Below are 22,663 nucleotides of genomic sequence, written 5' to 3' on the forward strand. Positions count from 1 at the left end.
CCTTCTATTTACCCGAACTCTCAGTTTCACTTCCGCTTCGGGCGTTTAGAACCCTTCTATTTACCCGAACTCTCAGTTTCACTTCTGCTTCGGGCGTTTAGAACCCTTCTATTTACCCGAACTCTCAGTTTCACTTCCGCTTCGGGCGTATAGAACCCTTCTATTTGACCGAACTCTCAGTTTCACTTCTGCTTCGGGCGTTTAGAACCCTTCTATTTACCCGAACTCTAGTTTCACTTCTGCTTCGGGCGTTTAGAACCCTTCTATTTGACCGAACTCTCATCCCCCGCCTACACAACCCCATTCCGAATCGCAAAGATCGCAAGTTGTGTTCGGTCCCTCAACCCAAGCTTTTGTAAAATTACCGTCACATGATTTTTCACCGTGCCAATAGAGAGATGCAAGGCTTCTGCAATTTCCTGATTATTTTTCCCGTCCCCGACAAGCTGTAAAATGGACCGTTCCCGGCTGGTCAACTCAACCATCTCCACACCAGAGGGTTCAGAAATCCGATTAATCAACCGTGGCACCACCTTACCCGCTACAGACGCATCGATGGAAATTCCTCCATTCAAGCAGCTTTCGATTGAAGACAAAAGACTAGCCGCATCCGCATCCTTCAAAAGATAGCCCAATGCCCCAAGCTTCAACGCTTCCAATGCATATTCCTCATCAGCAAACGTCGTGAGTATCAGCACTTTCGCTTCCGGATCACGCTGCCTGATAATCTTTGTCGCTTCAATCCCCGTCATGACGGGCATCCGAACATCCATCAGCACCAAGTCCACCAGATGTTTCTCATATGCCTCCACTGCTTCCTTCCCGTTTGCGACCTCAGCCACAACCCGAAATGAAGGATGCTGCTCAATCATCATTTTTATTCCTTGGCGGACCAACGCCTGATCCTCTGCTAGCAAAATATTAATCACTTAATATGTAACTCCCTTCAAAGGGAAAATCCCCTTCACTGTAAAATAACCCTCGGTGACTTCCCGCTCCATCCGACCGTTCAGACCTTCCATGCGCTTTCGCATATTTTGCAGTCCAAATCCTTCTTCTACGTACCTTGTAACCTCCACTTTATTTTCCACTTTCACCTGAAAGCTGTGTTCTCCGATGATCTCAAGTGTTATGGAAATTTCCTTGGAGCTACCGTGCCTCATCGCATTCGTAATTCCCTCTTGGACAAACCGATACAAGGCAATATTCTGCTCGTTGCTTAAAGGCTGCGATAGAACGCCCGTTTTAGTCGTCAACTGTACCCTCATCTGACTTTCCGCTTCTAACTTTCTGATCAAATGAATGACAGATGCGATTCCCTGTTCCTCTTCCCCCTGCAAAGCTTTCACTGCTTTTCGCATCCCATCCAAGCTTTCCCGGGCCAGTTGCTTGGACTGCTTCACAATGGAGGCAACCTTCTCTTCTCCTGCTGCTTGCTCCGCCACTGCCAGCTGCATCATCAGCGCCGTAAGCTGGTGCCCAACAGAATCATGAATATCCCGTGCAATTCGGTTCCGTTCCTCGACCCTTGCGACCTCCTCATTTTCAAGGACCTGCCTTTTCAACACACGATACTCCACCAACAAACTTTTCCACTCTCTATCAAACTTCTCATTATCACGGTAGTACCGATGAATAAGCGACCCCACACCGATCAACATGATGAAAAGAAACAGATGATAGAAAAATAGATCAGAAATTGCTAGATCACTAACGGTTAACATAACTGGCAAGAGAACAGCCATTGTCGTGAGAACTGCCTGCTTGGTAGCGGAAGATTGCATTCCCTCCAGCAATAAAACATAGACCAACAGCCAAGGCAACACATCAAATGGCGTCAGGATAAAGTGTTGTATCAACACCACTGTTCCAGTTGCCAATAAATACGCCATCCATTTTATCTTCCAAATCGGCATGGAAAAATAAAGCCCCAAATACATTCCTGCCGCCAAAAGATAGGCAGCCAATAGCGTGCCTGTTAACGAATAGTAGATTGGCAGGATGAAGAGAATCGTGCACACAAAGCAGAGTTTGATCCACAGTAAACTAATTTTGTTACCCATAAAACATTCCCGCCTTTATTTTATGTGAATTCTTGTTGTTCCATGAATTCTCCTTTTGAACAAACGTTTGACTAAAAAATCTTCTTTAACTTTTTCATTGCCGCTTCTGACGTAAAGCTTTCAAAGTGGTTCATTAGTTTTTCGGCTGCCTCTTCCCTCTTCCATTCCGACGTTTCAATTAGGTTTCTGTCACACCAATGCTTCATTGTCTCATAGGACGTACTGCTCCACCCATTTTTCTCGCCATTTTCGTCCTGCTTTTCTTTTGTGCCCGATACCACAATATCTAAGTTGCCTTGCAGCTCCAATAATGCCTGGTCGAAAGTTTTCTTCTTTTCTTTTTCCTTCATTCCAGCTTGTGCCCGCAGTACTCTCGTATCAATTCCTTGGTTCTCAGAAATAAGAGTGAAAAGGGTTAAAGCCTCACGTGATACTACTCCTTTTTCGTATCGCTTCTCCATGGTTTCATGACTTGCAAGTGCAGCAAGCATCAGAGGAAGTAAGTCCTTCGAAATGAACACCGCTTTTTTCTTAATGAATTTTCCATAAGCCGCCACCCCATCTGCAGCAAACTGCGTCCTCCACATCCACGGATCTTGCTCCGAGTCGGAATGCCATGCCTCTTTCGGCGTGATGCCTCCGAGCGATGGGTAATCATCAAATAATGGCGCAAGCGGGAGCAATCCCACTTCTTTAATCACAGCAACAGCTTCTTTATATGTATGGATAGTGCTAGTTTGCGTAGTCAATGTAATCCTCTCCTTATATTTTAGAAATTCTACATACACAGCAAAGAGTCCTTTAAAATTTTTCCATATATACCTTGCATTACAAGATAGCCACGCATATAATGAGAGTATCATGTAATACAAGATAGCTACTCATTTCGACTCAGTACCTTGTTATACAAGATACCTTATATATATTACCTTTTACCACAACCAAAGTAGGTGAACACATGGCAGCAAGAAGCCAGCTATTAAAAGGAATCCTCGACGCCTGCGTGATGGCAATTGTCGAGGAGAAAGCAGTCTATGGGTACGAATTGTCCCAGCAGCTGCAAAAAGTCGGGTTGCCGGACATCAGTGAAGGCACTATCTATCCGGTTCTGCTCCGACTTCAAAAGAACGGATTCATCATAGGGGAAATGCGTCCTTCTGCATCCGGTCCGAATCGAAAGTATTATTATCTAACCGATGCCGGAAAAGAAGAGCTTGAACGGATCTCAAGCGAATGGATGCTGATTGCAGGTCCTGTAAGTCAATTATTGCAAAGAGGGGAAAACGGATGAGAGAAACGAAGAAGTTGATTGAAGAGAACAATGAAAAACGGAAGCTGTTGAGTGATGATAATTTGGGGTTGTATGAGGATTTTCTTGTCTATATTCGCACCGACCTGCGAGTGGCGGAGCGTGAAGGCGAAGAACTATTGATGGAACTACTTGATCATATGCTAGAAGCACAACATGAAGGGCGGCAAGCAAAAGATTTGTTCGGGGAAGATCCTAAAGCATATGCAGATGAAATAATTGAAAGCTTGCCAAGCGAAAAGAAACGAGAAGCCATTCCATTTATAACGACAATCCTTTGCAACCTGTTAGGCTGGGGAGCAATCAATGTCGGCCTTGTTTATTTAGTCCTTTCCCAATTCGTTGATGTGAAAGATTCTATCTCACTTAGCAGCTTGCTGACCATATTTCTTCCCATCCTTTTTTCCACCATTCTTGGTATTAAAGTAATCTTTAGTTTGGTAAGGTCTACATTATTTCAAGAAAAGAAAAGCTCCAAAAAGGCTTATTGGAAAGCAGGATTATATGGAGGCGGGTCTTTCGCTGTTATTTTACTGATTGCATGGTTAATTCCTGACTTCGGTCCGAGAGTACAAATCATATGGTGGATTGCTATGATTGTAGGCCTTGTCTTGATCCTTACAGGAAAGTTTATACAACGCCAATTTAACACCCATTAAAAGAAAGGAGCAACCCAAAATGAACCAATTACCTTTATCTAAAAAGAGCCAAACATTCATAGAAAATCTACGGATCTACCTATTTTCCTGCGGTAAAAAAACAAATGAAATTGATGAGATAACCGATGAGTTAGAAGTCCATTTATACGAAGCGGAAAAAGAAAATAAAAATGTGGAGCATATTATCGGAAGCTCTCCGAAAGAGTACATGGAGCAGCTCTCTAGTGAAATGTCCTTTGATGTACGAGGCTGGGCTAAATATGTTCCTATCATCATACTTGGTGCTTTTTCCGGCATCGTCTTGAAAGATATCGTCTTTGGCGGGTTTCAATACTCGTTGGTCGAGCTGATTGGTTATCCGTTAGTGTGCATTATTCTGTTACTTTCCTACATGTGGACATTCAGGCAAATTGCCAGCCATACTTTTTCCAAGTCAAAGGAGTATTTTTTCTTTGGTTTAGCGAGCTTTCTATCGACATCATTGTTCCTAGGATTAATGTTTCTGCCAAACTATATCGATTCACCGATTATCATGCTAGGCTATTACGGTAACCTCATTGTCGCAAGTATGGCCATTTCGTTTCTAATTGGAATCTCTATTTGGAGTAAAACGATTGTTTCCATTGTGCTTCCTATTTTTTATATTGTTCCGGAATACTTGGTGGGCTTTGCCGACTTATCGGTAGAAAATCAGCTTTGGATCAGCAGTCTGATAATGTACGCATTAATCGGCGCTTATTTATTCTTCGAGCTTAAGAGGACATCTACCTCTCCAAAATAAAACCAGGGAGCTGCGCATTTTATTTTGCGTCAGCTCCCTTTCTATTTCAGCGCTTCCGCTTCTACGCGGTCCATGTACTCCTGCACAACCTTATTGTTGCTCTTCTCGCTGCCAAGCTTCAACATCGCCCGCCCTACAAAATTGACACCTTTATTATGTCCCGCATAAATAAAGCGTGTATGCGTCTCATCTACCTTTTCCAGCGTAAAAGACAAATTAATGTCAAATGCCTTACCAAGTACAAACGCTATTTGTTTATGTTTCCTGTCGGGCTTGTCCTCATAAGCCAGGGTCTCCACGATATATGTTTCTACCCGTTTGCCCTCACGGTATTTCTGTTGGTGTTTCGCGCCGACCTCGGTTTCTGTTTTTTCTATCAGCTTGTGCTCCTCCACTTTCGGCATGGATCTCTTGATATTTTTATCAAAGAACAGCTCCCATACTTTTTCGATATTGGCAGGTATCACTCGTTCTTCTGTCCACTGAATCATTGTTCTTCCTCCATTCCTGACACCAAAAAGGCATCGATTTCTTCTGTTTTTTGTTGCAGCTCTTCCATTTGGATGCGAATCGTTTCTTTCTTTTGTATTAGCAAGTCCTCTAGGTGGGCAAATGATTCATCTTCCATCACCGAAATCATCTCTTGGATGGTAAACCCGAAGCTCCTAAGTTTTATTAAAAGCATGGCCAGAAAATAACTGCCATCATCGTAATATCGGTAGTTATTCTTTGGATCGATGTAGGCGGGCTCCATCAGCTTCACTTCCGCATAATAGCGCAGAGTTTCCTTGCTGAGGCCAGTCATCTCGGAAAACACGCTTACTTTGTACAATATTCGCCCTCCTTTGTTCAGTTTAAACTGTGTGGTGCACCACATAGTCAATAAGAAATTTTGTTTTGCTTGTGTTTAGAGAATTTTCAAGCTCTATACAGTCAGAATCACACGTTTTGATGCAGCTTTAGAAGCGTTCGGTCATTTCTCCCCTCGGTTCGGACACTTTCTTCCCTTATTTGTAAGGGGTTCGGTCAATTGGGGGTATCCCTTCGGTCAACTTTTGAACACCTTTGGACAACCCAAAATTTCGTTCGGTCAAAATCACAAAATCTTCGGTCACTTTTGCTAAAACTTCGGTCAACTTTGAAAAATCTTCGGTTAAAATCCGGAAATCTTCGGACATTTGGTCCTCCCCGCCAATTCAAACCTCAAACCCATAAACCTTAAAACCTAGTTTCCAAAACCCACTTTTAAAAAAACACCCAAGTGCAGCAACTACCGCATCCTTAGGTGTTTATCATTACTCCTGGCCTACCAACTCTACCAAGGTATACTCCTCAGTATCCAAATCATATTCAAAAGAAATTGTATACTCTTTTCCTTCCTTAAACTGGCCACAGAATGCTTCAGCATCCTCTTTCGTCGCCGCTTCATAATGATAAGTCAGCCCATTATAATCCGTCTCGGTAACCGAACAACGAAAAGCGCCGTCCTCACCCTCCGTCACTGCCACACTATCCACTGTAATTTTATCCTCACCGGATGCGGAAGGGAAATATGTGTACATAACAAACGTGGTAATAAGAAATAACGTACCAACAACAAGCGAGATGCGCCCTTTTTTCTTTTCCGATCTGACTAGTGTAGTGAACACACCGAATCCAATTAGACCAAAGCTAATTGCAAATAAAACTAACCCAAATATATACATCTCTGTACCCCCGTTTCTATTCTCTACTTCTCATTATATATCAGACAACCCGTATCATTCATACTTTTTCATGGAGTTCAAAAAACCCTCACCACTCCAAGCAGTAAGGGTCTTCCATCAATCATTCAAAAAAATACTTCCTAGTCCTCATCTGTACATTCAACACAATCCCGACTGCTATCATATAGGTCAGAAGCGAACTCCCTCCGTAGCTGAAAAATGGCAGTGGAATTCCTGTAATTGGGAGCAGTCCAATGGTCATTCCAATGTTTTGGAACACTTGGAAGGTTAGCATGCCAATGACTCCCGCGCAAAGGTAAGTACCGTACGTATCATGGCATTCCATGGCGATGAAGGTGATTTTATAGATCAAGAAAAAGAATAACGAGATGACAACCGTCGCGCCCATAAAGCCGAACTGGCTGGCGATGGCAGCAAAGATAAAGTCAGTGTGTGCTTCAGGCAGGTAGACATTCATCTGACCGTAACCTGAACCTGTGTACTCCCCGGATCCGATGGCAAGCAGGGACCTTACGAGCTGGAATCCTTGTACGTCCTGGTATTCATAGGGATTCAACCAGCCGTAGAAACGGTCTAATTGATATTCAGGGATTAGGTACGTATGGAAAAACGTTGGATGTGCTATGAAAATATATAGAAATGTTGCAATGAATGCTATCGCTGCGCCGACAAGCGAGAGGATGATGCTCCATTTAATTCCTGAAACAAGAATCATTGCTGCAATGATGGCACAATACACTAGGGTTGTCCCCATATCCGGCTGTTTTGCTACAAGGAATAATGGAATACTGGAGGCCGCGATTATTTTCCCAAGTAGCAAATAACTGTCGCGCAAGGTCGCTATTTCATATTGTGCACGATGGTCGGCAATTATTTTACTTAAGACTAGAATGATCGATATTTTCATTAATTCGGATGGCTGGATATTGCCAAGGCCAGGTAGTGTGTACCAGCTTGTTGCCCCTTTGATGGTGCTGACAAGGGAAGACGGGACGTTAAACTCTAGCCCAAGTAACAGCACAACTCCTATGCCGTATGTAATCCAAGCCAGATTTCGCAAGTAGTCAAAATGGATTAACAACGATACTCCAATCCCAATTGCTCCGACTACAAACCACATTAATTGCTTTTGCATAAAATTTATGTTTTGTAACACTGGCGGTAATGTAGGTTCTACGCTCTTCAAGGCAAAAAGACTTGCTACTACCATAATCCCCATAAGAAAAATCAACGTGGTATCCAACTGAGGTTTATAGTCTTTTTCCACTGTTTTCTCTCCTATCTCTACTTAAACTTTTTCTTTTTAGCTTGTTTATATTATTATTTAAATTATTGATATGTTTAATAATAGAATAACCTATAAAGCATATTAGAGAAAAACATAAAGGTCAATCCATAAAATTATGGATAATGCATGCGGAAATATAAAAAGGGGAAATTAGAACTAACTGATTTTAGGAGGAATACATACTTTGTTTATTGCGATTGCTTTTTTCTTGTTTATGTCCTTTTTCTTGTCGGGTAGCGAAACGGCACTGACAGCTGTTAACAGGATGAAAATCCAAATTCGTGCAGAGAACGGTGATTTGGCTGCTCAAAAACTGTTGAAACTGATTGAGCGCCCTGATCAGTTTATTACAGCTATTCTGATAGGTAATAATATAGCCAATATCATGCTGCCGACACTTGTGACACTTATTGCCATTAATTACGACTGGAACGTTGGAGTTGCGACAGCCGTATTGACTGTAGTGCTGATAATTTGCGCTGAGGTGGTGCCAAAATCCATTGCCGCTACTTTCGCAAATAAAGTGGCTTTCATTGTAGCACCTGTCATTTCTATCCTTCTTTTTGTTTTAAAGCCTCTGATTTTTTTACTTTCCATCCTGACTAATTTTATCATCCGCCTTCTATCAAGAGGAATGGTCCAAGAAGCGACCCTTTCTAAAGAAGAGCTTAAAACGATGGTAGATATCGGACGGACGGAGGGTACATTTTACGAGGAGGAATCACAGCATATCATTGGCGCCATCGACTTTTACACGAAAGATGTGCGTGATGCATTGAAGACTCCGAGGATTGAAATTCACGGACTGCCGTGTGATGTAACGTTTGAAGACGCAAGAAACTTTGTGATGGAAAGCAGTTATACCCGTTATCCCGTTTATAAAGACAATATGGATAATATCATTGGGGTGTTTCATGCCAAATTTTTATTGAATTGGTCATTAAATCCGGACTTAGAAATCAAGGACTTCATGGATACAAGTCCACTGTTTGTAGCAGAGTCCACTTCCATTGAGAAAGTATTTAAAATGATGCTCAAAGAGAAAAAACATATGGCGATTGTTATTGATGAGTACGGCGGGACGACAGGAATCATCAGCCACGAGGATATCATTGAAGCCATGATCGGTCAGGAGATAGAGGATGAGACGGATGAATCCGGTGAAATTCTTATTGAAGAATTAACGGACACTCAGATCATCTGTCATGGTAAACTTGCCATCAGACGCTTTAATGAAGTGTTTAAAACAAAAGTCCCAGAAGAAGAGGACACGATTGCAGGGTTTCTTTTCAAAGAGCTTGGCCATATTCCGACAGAGGGCGAATCGCTTGAATATCATCATCTTCATTTTAATATATTGAAGATGGAGGACAATGTTATTAAGCAAGTCAAAGTAAAGAAAAAAGCGAATTGAAACAGGAAAAGGTGCCGCATTCCATCACGGAGTGCGGCACCTTTTTTACTAAATTTAAGATTGATGCTGGTTGGATAATGCATTCAACTGAAGACCAACTTGCTTTACCTGGTGATTGTCCATTTCGAGTACTGTCCAAACGTTCTCACCATGCTTAATGTGTTCTTCTTCCTCTTCTTCAAGATCCTGTAACATTACTTGCATCCAGCCACCGATTGTATCAATATCATCCTTCTCATCAAAAGTTACTCCGAATTGTTGCTCAATATCTGTCAACAAGACAAGGCCATTAATATGATAAAGGTCTGTTTCGATTTCTTGAATATCCGGTACTTCATCTGCATCAAATTCATCACGGATTTCCCCGACGATTTCTTCTAAGATATCTTCCATTGTGATGATCCCGGCCGTACCACCGTACTCGTCAATGACCAGTGCGATATGAACCTGTTCTTCCTGCATCTTTAATAGGGCATCTTGCAGGGAGGTCACCTCATGAATTAGTGGAAGCTCGTGAAGGAAGTCTTTCATCTCGCCTGCTCTACCGGCAGCGAAGTTTGTGAGCATTTCCTTTACGTTCACGAACCCGAGAATATTATCTTTGTCCCCATCCTCTGTAACAGGATAGCGAGTGTATTGGTGTTCATCCAATACGCTGATAATTTCTTCTCTGGACATGCTATTAGATAAAGTGACGATTTGCACACGCGGGATCATGATGTCCCTTGCGACTCTTTCGTCAAAAGTGAATATGTTTTCCATGTAGGATAGTTCTGTTTGATTAATTTCTCCACTTTCAAAACTTTGCGTCATAATGATTTTAAGCTCTTCTTCCGAGTGGGCCTGCTCATGACTTGCAGGCTGTACCCCGAACATGCGAAGTAACACACGCGCTGAACCGTTCAATGTCCAGATTAACGGGTACATCAGCTTACCGAACCAGTATAAAGGTCTCGCAATAAGCAATGTCATCTTTTCCGCAAACTGAATTGCAAGGGTCTTCGGTGCAAGCTCCCCGACTACTACGTGTAAGAACGTTACAAGCGAGAAAGCGACAGCAAACGAAACAACCGTAGAAACGGACGCAGGTACTCCTAAGCTATCGAATAAAGGATACAGAAGCCTTTCCACAGTCGGTTTTCCTAACCAACCAAGACCTAATGCTGTCACCGTAATACCGAGTTGACATGCGGACAGGTAATAATCCAGATCTGCAATAAGCTTTTTGGCCACTACCGCAGTCTTGTTGCCTTCTGCAATCAATTGATCCACTCGGGACATACGTACCTTTACCACTGCAAACTCCGATCCAACGAAGAACGCTGTTAAACCTATTAACAAAGCCACTAAAAGTAAGTTCATGATTAATATACTGTCAATATCCAATTGTTTCCCTCAAAAAAAGGGATTCACCTCCGAAAATTTCCACTTTTATTTTTTCTACCTTTACCTTTAACTATTCCACCTAATTTTAGATTAGAACTCTCCCCCTGTCTGAATATAAAAAAGCCTCCACCAAAAACTGGTAGAGGTTTATTTGTAAAGTTATTGAACCTATACCTAAGTGGCAAAGGTCTCGCAAACAACATGTAACATGTTGCCAGTTAAGCCGGTGACTTTATTGTCACGGAATGACGACATAACTGTCAGCTACTCCCCTTTGGAGTATTATAAGCTCTTTATATTAAGAGCGATAGTTTAAACTCATAAACTATCAAGAGAAATTCTATTATAGTTTCACTGTAAAGTCAATATTTGTAGATTAGTAGAAAAATCCCGACTCCCTTTGAAAGGAGTCGGGACTGGGTATAAGTTACTGTTTTTGCATTCCCGTATAGATATAGATGGCATCTCTCAGGAACTCAGCTGTACCAGGTTGCTTTTTATCATAGAATGCTGTAAATCGCTCATCATCCACATACATCTGTGCAAGGCCGGCATGTGCTTCCTTGGAGTAGGAATCCCAGTAAAATCCTAACCACTGACGGTGCAAGTCCGCCGCTTTTTGGGCAAGATCTCCAGCAGGGTCTCCGGTTTTGAATGCCTCGTTTAAAACTTGGAGTACTTCTTCTCCCAGCTTTTCTCCTTGTTCGTACTGATTCTTTGACATGCCTTTTAACTTGGCATTTGATTGATCAATCGTCTCATTGCCGTATTTCCCTCTGATTTCTTTTCCATATTTCGCTTCATTTTCATCTATCATGTTCTGCTTGAATGCTTCAAACTTTTCTTTATCACTCATGGTAATGCTCCCTTCTTTCGCGGCGAGTGTCCGGTCTACACTTTCAATGAGACCCACAAGCCGTTTTTGCTTTGTCAGAAGTTTGTCACGGTGTTCTTTTAGTGCTTCCACTTCATTAAAAGTTGGAGCATTGATGATTTTTTGGATACTTTCAAGGTCCAATTCGAGCTCCCGATAAAAGAGGATTTGCTGCAGCTTATCCACTTCCGCCTGCCCGTAAATTCGATACCCTGAAGCACTGATTCTCGCCGGCTTGAGAATTCCAATTTCATCATAATAGCGCAGCGTCCTGCCTGTCACTCCAGCCATTTTTGCTAATTTCTGTACGGTGTATTCCACCTCTGATCACCTCCTGACAAATTCAGTGTACACCTTGACGTAGCGTAAAGGTAAATAGGTTTTATTAAAAAATAAGCCTAATGTACCAATAAACAGTTTAGAATATTCTAAATTTTAATTCTTTTGTCTTATATCCCATATTTGTCATTACTTTTATAATAAAAACAGAAATAATATTTCAATTTTTCTGTTTATTGTTGAAATATTATTTCAACAATTGTAAGCGTTAACAAATTAAAGATGAGAAAGCGAGGGGCTACAAATGAAATTTGGACAAGCATGTAAGTACATAATGATTACGGCATTATTATTTTCCTTCACTCTCCCTCTTTTGACAGGGAAAGGGAGTGCAGAAATGATTCAGCAACCCAAGCATGAGATGAGAGCAGCCTGGATTGCCACCGTTCAAAACATCGATGTGCAAGCAGGCATGAGCGAAGCAGAATATACCGCATGGGTACAACAGACACTTGATTTTCTAAAAAGTAAAAACTTTAACACCATCATTTATCAGGTAAAACCTACCGCAGATGCTTTTTATCCTTCTGAAATTGACCCTTGGTCTAAATATGTCACTGGTGGGGCACAAGGAACAGACCCCGGCTATGATCCGCTCCAAATCATGATTGATGAATCTCATGCGCGCGGTATTGAAGTGCATGCATGGGTGAACCCGTATCGTGTGACGATGCCTTTTGAAACTCTAGAAAGCCTATCTGAGGACAATGTCGCAAAGGAACATCCAGAGTGGGTAGTTAGATACGGTTTTCAATATTACTTGAATCCTGGAATTCAGGGAGTACAGGATTACCTGCTTTCTACTGTTGAGGAGCTTGTGACGAACTATGACATTGAAGCGGTTCATATGGATGACTACTTCTATCCATATCGCAGAGCTGGAGAGGAATTCCCGGATCAAGCACAATTTGAAGCAGATCCGCGCGGTTTTGATAATATCGGGGACTGGAGGCGCGACAATGTAAACAAACTAGTATCTGCCATCAATGACACAATCAAAGAAACAAAAAGCTGGGTTCAGTTTGGAATCTCTCCGTTTGGTGTGTGGAGAAACATTGCGATGGATCCAACAGGAAGCAATACACAAGCTGGCCAAACTAACTATGATGACCTATATGCCGATACAAGACAATGGATCAAGGACGGCAGTATCGACTATATGACACCGCAAATTTACTGGTCCCGCGGTCTAGCAGTAGCTGACTACTCCATTTTACTTGACTGGTGGAGCAACGAAGTCGAAGAATATGCCAATAACCATCCAGTAAACCTGTATATCGGAACAGCGGATTACAAGGTAGGAGACAACTTTGACCAAAACTGGTATGACCCGTACGAACTACCTGGACAAATACTAGACAACCGCCAAGATGAAAATGCATTGGGACAAATGCACTTCTCGCTTAGACAAATTATAAAAAATAACCTAGGCTATGCCGACATCCTTACAAACGAAATTTATTCGGAGCCTGCACTCGTTCCTGCAACTCCTTGGAACGGCGAACAGCTTCCACAAAAACCAAATACGGTAAAAGCAGACAAAAAAGACGGCAGCATCACTCTTACCATTGATGATAAAAAGCATTCCGATGCAAGAAAGTATGTCATCTATCGCTTTGACGGGCTTCAAGAAGGAGATTACAACAATCCTGCCAATATCGTGGATGTGGTATATGCAACAGAAGGTGTTACCACTTATGTGGACACCACCACCGAGGAAGGCAAGCGCTACACGTATGGGGTGACTTCGGTTTCCAATACCGGAGTGGAAAGTAAGGATGCGAAGATTGTGAAGGTTGTAAAATAAAGATACCTCAGAAGCAAGCGCCGGGTAAGCTATGTGGCTAACCAAGCGCTTGCACTTTTACTGTATCTTATTCAACCGTTACCGCCGTTCCGTACGCAATTATTTCAGACGCATTCGTCATCACGCTCGAGGTCTCCAAGCGCACACAAATAATGGCGTTCGCTCCTTTGCTTTTCGCATCCTCCACCATCCGCCCGATTGCTTTTTGACGTGCTTCCTGCATCATTTCTGAGTATTCCTTAATCTCCCCACCGACAATGGTTTTTAATCCAGCCAATAGATCTTTCCCAATATGCTTGGACTGCACCGTGCTTCCTTTAACAAATCCCTTCAAATCCACAATCTTTTTCCCAGGTACCGACTCAGTAGTCACTATAATCATTTTTGTCATCCTCCTCTTTTTCCTTGGCCCGCTCCACAATCAGCACAATGAAGAGTGCGATAATTGCAAGCACGTAGAATATGTAAAATAAAACCCCCAGCCAAATATTAACGACAAGCAGAGCCAATCCAACCACTTGTCCCAATACTGATACCAGCAATAGCACCTTCTTCACAGTTTCAATCATCTTTATCCCTCCACCAATAACTATTCACCACCTAAGATGAAACTCCTGTCCACTATGGAAAGTATATTTTCTCCCAATCCTTTTCATACATGATTAGGCCAATTTTGCTCATTATAAAAAAGAATGCCACTTTAAGGAGAGATGAAAACCATGCAAAACCAAAACCAACCAAACCAGCAAGGTCAAAATCAAATGCCGCCTAACATGAATATGAATATGCCTGGTTCACAAACGGCAAGCACAAATCACGGTGGACACGAGCTTTATGATGCTCATGAAGTAATTGCCGGCATCATCAGTATGCTAGACCAGTACCAAATGTATGAGCAGCATATTCAGGATCCTGTACTAAAAGATATTGTGACACGCCAGACAACATTTACTACCCAGATGTACAACACAATCGTGGAAAGTTTTCGAACAGGTCAGAAGCCATCCGTCTCTACTCAAGTTTATAAGATGACACAAACACATGACGTAGTTTACGGCATCACGCCTTCACAACCGAAAAAGCCAAACCAATCCGTTAGTGAGCTTGCGGATAAAGGCCTTTCAGCATACATGTTAGGACAAACAAAAGGACTTGCAACATTGCTTGCCATGACGGCACTGGAAATGACCAATCCTGTCCTTCGCCGTGTTATTGCCGACAGTGTTCCTAACTTCATTGAAATGAGTTATGAAATTTTCCTTTATCAAAATAAACATGGTTACTATCAAGTACCACAACTTGCTATGCAAGATATGAACGCCATGCTGCAAAGTTATGGAACGATTCCAAATCAGGGGAATATGCCTCATTAAGAACAAAATCGCTAACGAGACCTAAAACCACGTCCCAAGACCTTAATCTCTTGGGACGTTTTCTTGCTTTGCGCATAGCTTTGAAATATTGGCCTTGGCAGGATCTTTTCTTTTCGCTACCTTTGACTATTTCAGTAAAATTACTTGTCACCAAGGGCTTCATAACGCTGATGAGGACCTCCCTCTGCTTTATTTTTCTTCACTTAGGTCTTCATAACGCCGATGAGGACCTTTCTCTTCCTGATTTCTCGCCACTGAAGTCTTTATAACGGCAATGAGGACCTCTCTCCTTCTGATTTCTCGCCACTGAAGTCTTCATAACGGCAATGAGGACCTCTCTCCTCCAAATTTCCCATCACCGAGGTCTTCATCCCGACGAACCAGAGTTACTCTGAAGACTATCCACAATTCGATTGTTTTATAATTTCCTAAACAACAAGAAAAACCGGCTCAAGTCACAAGCTTGAACCGGTTTTCTTCTTTATTATTTTAAATTCTTCCCAATGTATTTCACAATTTTTCTAAGTTCAGATACAGACGGTCTGCCAAATGGACTTGTCTGCCTTTGTTGATAGAGGAGTTTTCCTTTTTCATCTACAAGGAAATAGGCTGGTTCCCCATGAACACCATGGTCTTCATATGGAGCATCTTCTCCATGATAATAAACACCATATGCCTCTAAAGCTTCAAGCTTCGGGTCCGAAAGAACAGGCATAGTCAAATCATATTCCGATACCATTTCCTTTAGTTTTTCCACTTCTTCTGTAGAAATGGCCAGAACATGTACCTTTTTATCCTCAAAATATCCTTTGCTTTCCTCTAACTCCTTCAATTCATTTTGACAGACAGGACACCATGATCCGCGGAAAAACACGATCAAATGCCATGCCTCATGCTCCTTCTGGTGAGCATCAAACGAGAAAGTCTCCCCTGTTGTTTGAGTAAGTTTAAATTCAGGTGCTTTGTCTTTTAATTTAAGAGATCCCATATTCGTTTCCTCCTTTTATTTTAGATCCAAAATAGCATCTAGTGAATCAAATGTGTAATCTGGGGCTAATCCCAATTCTTCTTGCGGCAAATGATTTCGGTTAATCCAAGCAGTATGAAAACCAAAATTTTTGGCACCGCTAATATCCCATCCATTTGAAGACATGAAAAGGACCTCTTCTCTTTTCACACCTAACACTTTCAACACACTTGTATAGGAAGCAGGTGTAGGTTTATACTGCTTGATGTCATCCACACTGATGATGCGTTCGAAATAGTTGCTCAATCCTGCTTGTTCAACCAAAGGCTCCAGCATGTCACGTGACCCGTTGGAAAAGACCGCAAGAACCTTCCCATTTTCCTTAAGGGTGCTTAATACATCCTGCACTTCTTCATAGGCACGCAGAGAAATATATTGTTCTAAGAGAGAATCCACTTCTTTTTTAGAATAAGAAATGGACAGTTGATTTAGAGCATATTTCAGAGAATCCTCTGTTACATCGGAGAACTTTTCATAATTCCCCATCATTTGACGAAGGAAGGAATACTCCAATTGTTTTCTCCTCCATATATCACTGATCTCCGTCCCTCTCCCGTCAAATAATTCATCCGCTTTTTCTTTTACAGAATGAACATCGAACAGCGTCCCATACACATCAAACACGAAAGTTGTGATAGTTGAGTGCAATATCAAACACTTCCTTTAATCATGGTCTCTTTTTAAATTTCCCCCTGTAGGAAAATGTAAACAGTTTAATATGCTAAAAATGGTATTAATAAAAAAATAACACACCTGCAGGTAGTTAGTAGGTGTGTTTGTTAGAATTCATCCTCAACCTCTCACCGTAGGCTTCGTCAGCTTACAAGCCGGATAGCTAATAGATGGTGCGTAATAAGAAAGCTTTCTCATAAAATAACACGACTCTGGAAAATGATGTTCGAGGAATCGAAGGGTGCTTTGGTTAATGAGTTCGTCGTTTAGATAAAGTTCCAGTACTTCAGCTACCAAATTATTAAATTTCACTACCTCCACCGACACTTCCTTCGCAAATCGCATCTGGGCCGGAAAGCCAGGTTCTGCAAAATGGAGGTAGCCTTCCATCATGTCATTTTTCACAATGAATTGTGAGAACCTTCCTCTCACTTGATTGGCCCTTTCAACCAATGCGAATTCTACCCCGTCTAACATTCTCAATAACAGGGAAGCGTGCCCTAATTGATCATCCAGCCACATGCTTAACAGTTCGACTAGCGTCAAAGCAGGATAATCTTCCCCCTGGACATAGCTTTCTAGTATCCTCAAATATTCCCTATTTTCCAAAAGCGTTCCGTTCAAATAGGTTGGAGTCAAATTCAAATTGACCTTATTGAAAAGTCTTAGGTTTAATAAATTCCCCTCAAACAAGTAATACTTGTAAGCCACCTCATTTGCCATTTCGGAAAGCCTGATCATGGGTCCCGAATCCACAGGCGCGTCTCTCGGGACCTTCTTCAGCTCCCGCTCCACCTTTCCAAAAGTTTCAATAAATGTTTCCGCCTGCTTGACCCATTTCTTTTCTTCAGGAGATAGATAATCTCTTATAAAATAGGCATGGTCCTTTAAGATGCCAAGCCAGAATTCATGCTCTTCCCACGGAGTAATCGGTTCATAGCTCATTCTGTCCCCTCCTCTTAATACAACTTATTTAATAGGAGAGGTTTTCATGATAAGGAAAAGCGCAGTTTGCATGAACGAAGCTGCGCTTTTTGGGATCAATCTATATCTTCCATATTAATGGTACGGTTTTTGAGCGCTCCAGAATGAATGACCTTAACATTTAAATCAATTTCCTCCAACAAATTCTCTGATAATATAAATTCTCCATCATCTAAAATTGACTTCCATAACTCATTCTTATACCTGTACAGGATATGCTCTAAGCGGAAAAAATCCGTATCATTCTGTATACCTGGTTTGTATAAATCCTTCATTTCCTTCTGTATCTCTTCCCGCAAATTTGATTCCATTTCTTTTAAATTTACAATTTTATTTGCATCTCTATTTGCTATGACTCCCTCAAGAGAAACCTTCACATCGAATCGAGGCGAACCAACACCTTCAAGTGGTTTTATATCCACCTTATTTTTTTCAAAAACAATATTAAAGTCTGGCTCTCCCTTATTGTCCATTACTTGTATTGCAGCTCTTTCCATCTCCGGGGCAATCCAGCGAAGTCCTTTAAGGACCTCGAGCGTATAAAACCCTTTAAATTCTTTATTTTTCAAGAAAAAAGCCCCATCTATTTCCAGTTTCGGATCAGGTTTCCTATTATGAACCCAATGATTCTCGTTTATATGGATCGATGGAAGGTAGGTGGTGAGAGCCGGTTCATATAGTTCTCTTACAAATTCTTGAAGTTTTATTGGACGGATTGTAGAACTTTGTTCAAAAGTACCCATAGGACGGTGCATAATGGTTGCTAACGCTGATTGATTGAAGAAGCTTGTCGTAGAAAAGACCTCCTTAATGGGGGCCTTTGTTCCAAAAATCCACGTGGTTAAACGAAGCTCATAATACCTTGTCAGCACATCAAAAATATGATGGAATCCCTCTTCCAATGCGGTTTCACTGACGAGAATCGTATTTACGTGTGCCCAAAGCAGCCGTTCTTGTGAGGTATTATATGCTTGGGAGAGGGCTTCATCGAAAGTTTTTCCTTTAGTTTCTGAAACCCATACAGATGGTTCCCCACTGCTGCCGTTAGTTCCTTGAGAATTGAAACTGATTAACTGAATATACCCTATATATTCATCATCCTTGAAATCTACTCCAATTGCGGTAACATAGTTCAAGTTTTGAACCTCTTTGATATCTGTGCAGCTTGTTAGAAACAAAAGAGGGATTACCAGTAATCCCTTCAGCATGCTTTGAAGATTCGCTCTCATTCTTCCTGTCCCCCTTTCCGTTGCACCATTTGTGATTTAAACTGACGGTTTTTAAAAGGGTTAACAAGCAAAGCTGATAAAATATCCTTAAAATTTAATGTGGAGACAGGTTCCAGATACCCCACCTTAAAGGACTCCAGTCGTGCCAAGTAAAATAAGATACTAAATAAACCTAAAAACACTCCATAGATACCCATAAACACACCTAACAACATTATATAAATTCGTAACACACTTACGGTCCCTGTCAGTGATTGGTTTACCAGAGTGAAAGTGGCTACCGCCGTCAAAGCAACCACCACAATCATGGTGGCAGATGCCAACCCTGCCCTTATGGCAGCATCCCCAATAATTAATCCCCCTACTATCGCAACAGTCTGTCCCACTGCTTTTGGCATCCTGATTCCGGCCTCTCTTAGCAGTTCAAACAACCCAAGTATAAAGAACGCTTCCAACCCTAACGGTATCGGCAACCCTTCTCTGGATATGGATACGGTATTTAAGAGTTGAAAAGGAAGCTGATCCACGTTTACAGAAGATATGGCAATCCAAAAACCTGGCAGCATAATCGCTATTAGAAAACCAATAATTCGAAATATCCTTTGGAAGGCCACAGTATGATAAGGATAATGAATGTCTTCGGGTGATTTTAACAAAACAAAAACATTATTAGGCCCAATCTATATCATCGGCGAACCATCTACAATGACAATAAACCTTCCCCTCAATATACACTCCACCGCAAAGTCAGGGCGCCCGATGTAATCAAATAACGGAAATAATGAAAAGGTGCGGTTTGATAACCATTGCTCCAGTTGTCCACTGCTTACCAAGCTTTCTGTTTCCATTTGTTCGAGCCTACTTCTTACCTCGCTCAGCATCTCCTTATTTACTCTATCATTCAGGTACATTAGGGAAACTGCTGTTTTACTTAGCGTTCCAATTTCAAAGTTTTCATTAAATAAATAAGGTGATTTCAACCTTTTACGGATAAGGGCTGTGTTGACGTTCAGCTCTTCAGTAAATCCGTCTTTGGGCCCTTTGATGGAAACCTCTGTATTGGATTCGGAGGGCTCCCTTTTTGGCACATCAGCAAGTTCAAAAGCCAGAAAATAATTCCTATGTGGTTGAAATAATATAAAATACCCTGAAAAAAGTTTATCGATTAACCCACTGATGGAACTCACTTTTTCCATCGGCGGCAATTCGCTATCCACAATAACTTCCTTTTGAATTTGAACATACTCGACAATAGCATGAAAATACTTATTTACTTGGCTGATATCCACCATTCCCATGCAATAAAAAGCGGAAAGTTCCCTGTTTTTCTCTTCCATTGATATAAAGTGGACATCGGCATAATTCTGAAAGTAAGCTTCCAATTCATCATTTAGAAGGTTGTGTTCCTTCAAAAGGGTATCTATTGTTTCCAGTCTTAATGGTGATGATGAATTCTTCATATAGTACCCGTTCCTTTCACCTTTTGAGGAATAAAACTTACTACAAGCAAGCCTATGGTAAGAATCACTCCAATCAGCAGTAACCCAGGATAAAAATAATTACCAATGGCATTTTGCATCCAAAGATCGCTAATTGGCAAAATGCCTACAAAGAGTAGACACGAGGAAGATGTCCAGAATATGATAGACTTCACCTTATTGGATGTAAACGCGATATCCTTAAGGAAATACAAACATAAAGAAACCCTGATCACCGAACCTGATATTAATTGAAAAACTGCAAAAAAATCTAAATGGGAAACATGCTCCCCAAGCTCTACTAATCGCCACTGTTCTAATGCCGGAAAACGCAAGACCGCTGCAATATTTGGTCCAAATGAAGCAATAGCCCCAAGTAACGGTCCTAAAATAAGTCCAATTAATATTGTAACCAATAACAGAAGCTGCCAAAGCACAAACGCCTTCTTCAAATAATGTTGCAAAAGTAGTATCAGCAGAATATCGACACTTCCTCCAAGCACGACCGTAATACCGCTAATGATTGGAGAACTGCCATTCACAAGGATTGGAAACATATAAGAGTAATCCTTATTAGAGATGGTAGAAAATGCAACAAAATAGCCAAGAACCCATACTATTGGCAATAAAAATGTTGCACTGTACACAATAGTCTTTAGATTTGAACTAGCCCCCCATACACATAATAGGAGGAAAGGAAGGACGACGATCCATTGAGGAGTGAGAGGAAGAAAATATATCTTAATGGATGTAATAAAATCATAAAATGATATAAAAGCAATGATGGAAATATGAAAGAAATAGATGAACATGACACTGGCGGAAACAACTCTTCCCGCGCGTTTAGTAATCCAGGTAGAGAGCTTCATATTTTGTTTGTTTCGAGACATGATGAAAAAAAGGACCATCCCCCAAATCAGCAAGATACCATACCCCGCCAACACACAAACCCAAGCATCGCGCTTTGCTACAAATAATAGATGAGGCAACATAAGAACATGATTAGAAATCCCGATAAACAGAATAAAGACAAATGATAGTTGCAGACGGGAAAAAGTCATGTTGTTTCCTCTCTTCCAATGCATATTAGTATTTAGTAGTATGAGTGGAAACACTTTAATTATTCAAATCTAATAGTAAAAAAACCGTATTCTACATGTAGAATACGGACTCCCATTACTTCTTATTTCTCCTGTATAGATCCATCGATTTATGACCTTCGTCAATAACTGCCACCATTTCGTGCAGTCTTTTTTCTTGTGTTTCTGCCCTTTTTGCACTATAGACATAACGCGCCCAATCCTTTTGGTAGCCATATGTCAGATCGTTATATTTCGCTAATACCGCTTCATTGTTTTTTAGGAAGCTCTTGATGTCATCGATGTGTGCGATGTAGTCATCCACACATTGGCTCTTTGCACTTGTCTTCTTTGTTGCTTTCTTAGGGGTGGATTTCAACCCCACTACCGTAAAGACCTCGTTCAGGCTGACCATTCTGGAAAATTTAAGATTACTGTTCGGCAAGTACTTTTCCTCATCTAGATTTAGGTCTGCATAAAAGCTGTCTCGCTCTATGTATTCTGGATAAACCGGGTTACCCTTTTTCGGATAGGCCACATACATGTAGCCGTTATCAGAAAGCAGCTGCTTTTCATTAACAGTTTGGACGTATTTATTGAAATCATCCATGGAGAACATAAACAAGAATATCAGGTCATACTTGTCCTTTTCAATGGCAGTATCAAATTCAATACCATTAAACTCTGCCGCTACATCTTTAGGCAAATTCAAAAATAAACGGTTCTCATATTTTTGCAGATTCAATTTATCAATAATGGTTTTTTCGGCATTCATCCCTCTTCCATCCTCCTCTGGCTCCTTATATTTCTTACTACTATTATATCAAAATCCTGCAAGGTCAAACCCTGTTTCCCACTTTGCTCACTTGTTAACAAAAAGTTCACCTCTTCTTCTAAATATTTATCACACTTTTAAATCCCCTCACCTTTTACAATGAAGGTGCATAGATAATGGTGGAGTGAGCAGTGGGAGAAAGGGGTCCCGCTGCTTTTTATATTTGGGGGATAACGATGAAGACCTCTGTGATGCAGATTGGGCGGGACGGAGGTCTTCATTCGGGTGATGAGGACCTCGCTGATGTGGATCAAGCTCGACTAAGGTCTTCATTCAGGCGATGAGGGCCTCGCTGATGTGGATCAAGCTCGACTAAGGTCTTCATTCAGGCGATGAGGA

24 protein-coding genes and 1 pseudogene are annotated in these 22,663 nt (G+C 41.3%); 6 read left to right on the top strand and 19 right to left on the bottom strand.

Features of this window, described 5'->3' with window-relative positions; translation table 11 throughout:
• Positions 1 to 290 precede the first annotated feature (290 nt).
• From FZC76_RS19850 to FZC76_RS19860, 3 genes are all read right to left on the bottom strand, one after another.
• Positions 291 to 929 (bottom strand): response regulator transcription factor, encoded by a 639-nt coding sequence (locus FZC76_RS19850; RefSeq protein WP_148989891.1) that lies wholly within the window; start codon positions 927 to 929, stop codon positions 291 to 293.
• Positions 930 to 2,063 carry a sensor histidine kinase gene (locus FZC76_RS19855; RefSeq protein WP_148989892.1) on the bottom strand — a complete coding sequence of 378 codons (1,134 nt, stop codon included), beginning with the start codon at positions 2,061 to 2,063 and terminating at the stop codon, positions 930 to 932.
• Positions 2,064 to 2,134: 71 nt separating this feature from the next.
• A complete protein-coding gene (locus FZC76_RS19860) occupies positions 2,135 to 2,812 on the bottom strand; it encodes an AlkZ-related protein (RefSeq protein WP_148989893.1) in 678 nt (225 codons plus the stop codon).
• 209 nt (positions 2,813 to 3,021) lie between these two features.
• Here FZC76_RS19860 and FZC76_RS19865 point away from each other — a divergent pair, with 209 nt between their 5' ends.
• From FZC76_RS19865 to FZC76_RS19875, 3 genes are read left to right on the top strand one after another with little or no spacing between them, the layout of a single operon-like run.
• Positions 3,022 to 3,354, top strand: coding sequence for a PadR family transcriptional regulator (locus FZC76_RS19865; protein WP_148989894.1), 333 nt, complete (start codon positions 3,022 to 3,024; stop codon positions 3,352 to 3,354).
• Entirely contained in the window at positions 3,351 to 4,031 is a 681-nt protein-coding gene (locus tag FZC76_RS19870; protein WP_148989895.1) for a DUF1129 family protein, read from the top strand. Before FZC76_RS19865 ends, FZC76_RS19870 begins: the two co-directional genes overlap by 4 nt.
• A gap of 19 nt (positions 4,032 to 4,050) precedes the next feature.
• Positions 4,051 to 4,812 carry an HAAS domain-containing protein gene (locus FZC76_RS19875; RefSeq protein ID WP_148989896.1) on the top strand — a complete coding sequence of 254 codons (762 nt, stop codon included), beginning with the start codon at positions 4,051 to 4,053 and terminating at the stop codon, positions 4,810 to 4,812.
• Between the two features lie 41 nt (positions 4,813 to 4,853).
• On the opposite strand, the gene FZC76_RS19880 is transcribed toward FZC76_RS19875, so the two are convergent.
• The 5 genes from FZC76_RS19880 to FZC76_RS19895 all read right to left on the bottom strand — a co-directional run bounded on the left by FZC76_RS19880 (position 4,854) and on the right by FZC76_RS19895 (position 7,806).
• The gene (locus FZC76_RS19880; protein WP_148989897.1) at positions 4,854 to 5,303 is read right to left on the bottom strand and encodes an SRPBCC family protein; all 450 of its coding nucleotides are present in this window, start codon (positions 5,301 to 5,303) and stop codon (positions 4,854 to 4,856) included.
• Entirely contained in the window at positions 5,300 to 5,644 is a 345-nt protein-coding gene (locus tag FZC76_RS19885) for a MerR family transcriptional regulator (protein WP_148989898.1), read from the bottom strand. The genes FZC76_RS19880 and FZC76_RS19885 overlap by 4 nt, the downstream gene beginning before the upstream one ends.
• 175 nt (positions 5,645 to 5,819) lie before the next feature.
• Complete coding sequence (locus tag FZC76_RS23285) at positions 5,820 to 5,990, bottom strand: hypothetical protein (protein ID WP_187442165.1); 171 nt, start codon at positions 5,988 to 5,990, stop codon at positions 5,820 to 5,822.
• Positions 5,991 to 6,107: 117 nt separating this feature from the next.
• On the bottom strand, positions 6,108 to 6,518 hold the full coding sequence (locus FZC76_RS19890; RefSeq protein ID WP_148989899.1) for a hypothetical protein: 411 nt from the start codon (positions 6,516 to 6,518) through the stop codon (positions 6,108 to 6,110).
• Positions 6,519 to 6,639: 121 nt separating this feature from the next.
• Positions 6,640 to 7,806, bottom strand: coding sequence for an FtsW/RodA/SpoVE family cell cycle protein (locus FZC76_RS19895; protein WP_262372734.1), 1,167 nt, complete (start codon positions 7,804 to 7,806; stop codon positions 6,640 to 6,642).
• A gap of 205 nt (positions 7,807 to 8,011) precedes the next feature.
• Between FZC76_RS19895 and FZC76_RS19900 the strand changes: the two genes are divergently transcribed.
• A complete protein-coding gene (locus tag FZC76_RS19900; protein WP_148989900.1) occupies positions 8,012 to 9,241 on the top strand; it encodes a hemolysin family protein in 1,230 nt (409 codons plus the stop codon).
• A 54-nt stretch (positions 9,242 to 9,295) separates the two neighbouring features.
• Here the strand turns inward: FZC76_RS19900 and FZC76_RS19905 are convergent, their stop codons facing one another.
• Together FZC76_RS19905 and FZC76_RS19910 are read right to left on the bottom strand one after the other, a co-directional pair.
• Entirely contained in the window at positions 9,296 to 10,621 is a 1,326-nt protein-coding gene (locus FZC76_RS19905; RefSeq protein ID WP_148989955.1) for a hemolysin family protein, read from the bottom strand.
• A gap of 433 nt (positions 10,622 to 11,054) precedes the next feature.
• The gene (locus tag FZC76_RS19910) at positions 11,055 to 11,822 is read right to left on the bottom strand and encodes a MerR family transcriptional regulator (protein ID WP_148989901.1); all 768 of its coding nucleotides are present in this window, start codon (positions 11,820 to 11,822) and stop codon (positions 11,055 to 11,057) included.
• 262 nt (positions 11,823 to 12,084) lie between these two features.
• On the opposite strand from FZC76_RS19910, the gene FZC76_RS19915 reads away from it, so the two are divergent.
• Entirely contained in the window at positions 12,085 to 13,647 is a 1,563-nt protein-coding gene (locus FZC76_RS19915) for a glycoside hydrolase family 10 protein (protein WP_148989902.1), read from the top strand.
• A 67-nt stretch (positions 13,648 to 13,714) separates the two neighbouring features.
• On the opposite strand, the gene FZC76_RS19920 is transcribed toward FZC76_RS19915, so the two are convergent.
• Together FZC76_RS19920 and FZC76_RS19925 are read right to left on the bottom strand one after the other, a co-directional pair.
• A complete protein-coding gene (locus FZC76_RS19920; protein ID WP_148989903.1) occupies positions 13,715 to 14,029 on the bottom strand; it encodes a YbjQ family protein in 315 nt (104 codons plus the stop codon).
• Positions 14,010 to 14,216 carry a hypothetical protein gene (locus tag FZC76_RS19925; RefSeq protein WP_148989904.1) on the bottom strand — a complete coding sequence of 69 codons (207 nt, stop codon included), beginning with the start codon at positions 14,214 to 14,216 and terminating at the stop codon, positions 14,010 to 14,012. The genes FZC76_RS19920 and FZC76_RS19925 overlap by 20 nt, the downstream gene beginning before the upstream one ends.
• A gap of 150 nt (positions 14,217 to 14,366) precedes the next feature.
• Between FZC76_RS19925 and FZC76_RS19930 the strand changes: the two genes are divergently transcribed.
• Positions 14,367 to 15,020: a spore coat protein gene (locus FZC76_RS19930; protein WP_187442166.1), complete on the top strand. Its 654-nt coding sequence runs from the start codon at positions 14,367 to 14,369 to the stop codon at positions 15,018 to 15,020.
• Between the two features lie 484 nt (positions 15,021 to 15,504).
• On the opposite strand, the gene FZC76_RS19935 is transcribed toward FZC76_RS19930, so the two are convergent.
• The 7 genes and pseudogenes from FZC76_RS19935 to FZC76_RS19965 form a co-directional block, all read right to left on the bottom strand.
• Entirely contained in the window at positions 15,505 to 16,008 is a 504-nt protein-coding gene (locus FZC76_RS19935; RefSeq protein ID WP_148989906.1) for a peroxiredoxin family protein, read from the bottom strand.
• A gap of 15 nt (positions 16,009 to 16,023) precedes the next feature.
• A complete protein-coding gene (locus tag FZC76_RS19940; protein ID WP_148989907.1) occupies positions 16,024 to 16,695 on the bottom strand; it encodes a haloacid dehalogenase type II in 672 nt (223 codons plus the stop codon).
• A 144-nt stretch (positions 16,696 to 16,839) separates the two neighbouring features.
• On the bottom strand, positions 16,840 to 17,664 hold the full coding sequence (locus FZC76_RS19945) for a DUF2935 domain-containing protein (RefSeq protein WP_148989908.1): 825 nt from the start codon (positions 17,662 to 17,664) through the stop codon (positions 16,840 to 16,842).
• A gap of 95 nt (positions 17,665 to 17,759) precedes the next feature.
• A complete protein-coding gene (locus FZC76_RS19950) occupies positions 17,760 to 18,932 on the bottom strand; it encodes a Ger(x)C family spore germination protein (protein WP_148989909.1) in 1,173 nt (390 codons plus the stop codon).
• Positions 18,929 to 20,392: pseudogene (locus FZC76_RS19955) on the bottom strand (spore germination protein). Before FZC76_RS19955 ends, FZC76_RS19950 begins: the two are co-directional and overlap by 4 nt.
• Positions 20,389 to 21,471 (bottom strand): endospore germination permease, encoded by a 1,083-nt coding sequence (locus FZC76_RS19960; RefSeq protein WP_148989910.1) that lies wholly within the window; start codon positions 21,469 to 21,471, stop codon positions 20,389 to 20,391. The pseudogene FZC76_RS19955 and the gene FZC76_RS19960 overlap by 4 nt, the downstream one beginning before the upstream one ends.
• Before the next feature lie 115 nt (positions 21,472 to 21,586).
• A complete protein-coding gene (locus tag FZC76_RS19965) occupies positions 21,587 to 22,264 on the bottom strand; it encodes a YdeI/OmpD-associated family protein (protein WP_148989911.1) in 678 nt (225 codons plus the stop codon).
• Positions 22,265 to 22,663 lie beyond the last annotated feature (399 nt).

Source organism: Sutcliffiella horikoshii (assembly GCF_008180725.1).
Taxonomy (GTDB): domain Bacteria; phylum Bacillota; class Bacilli; order Bacillales; family Bacillaceae_I; genus Sutcliffiella_A; species Sutcliffiella_A horikoshii_B.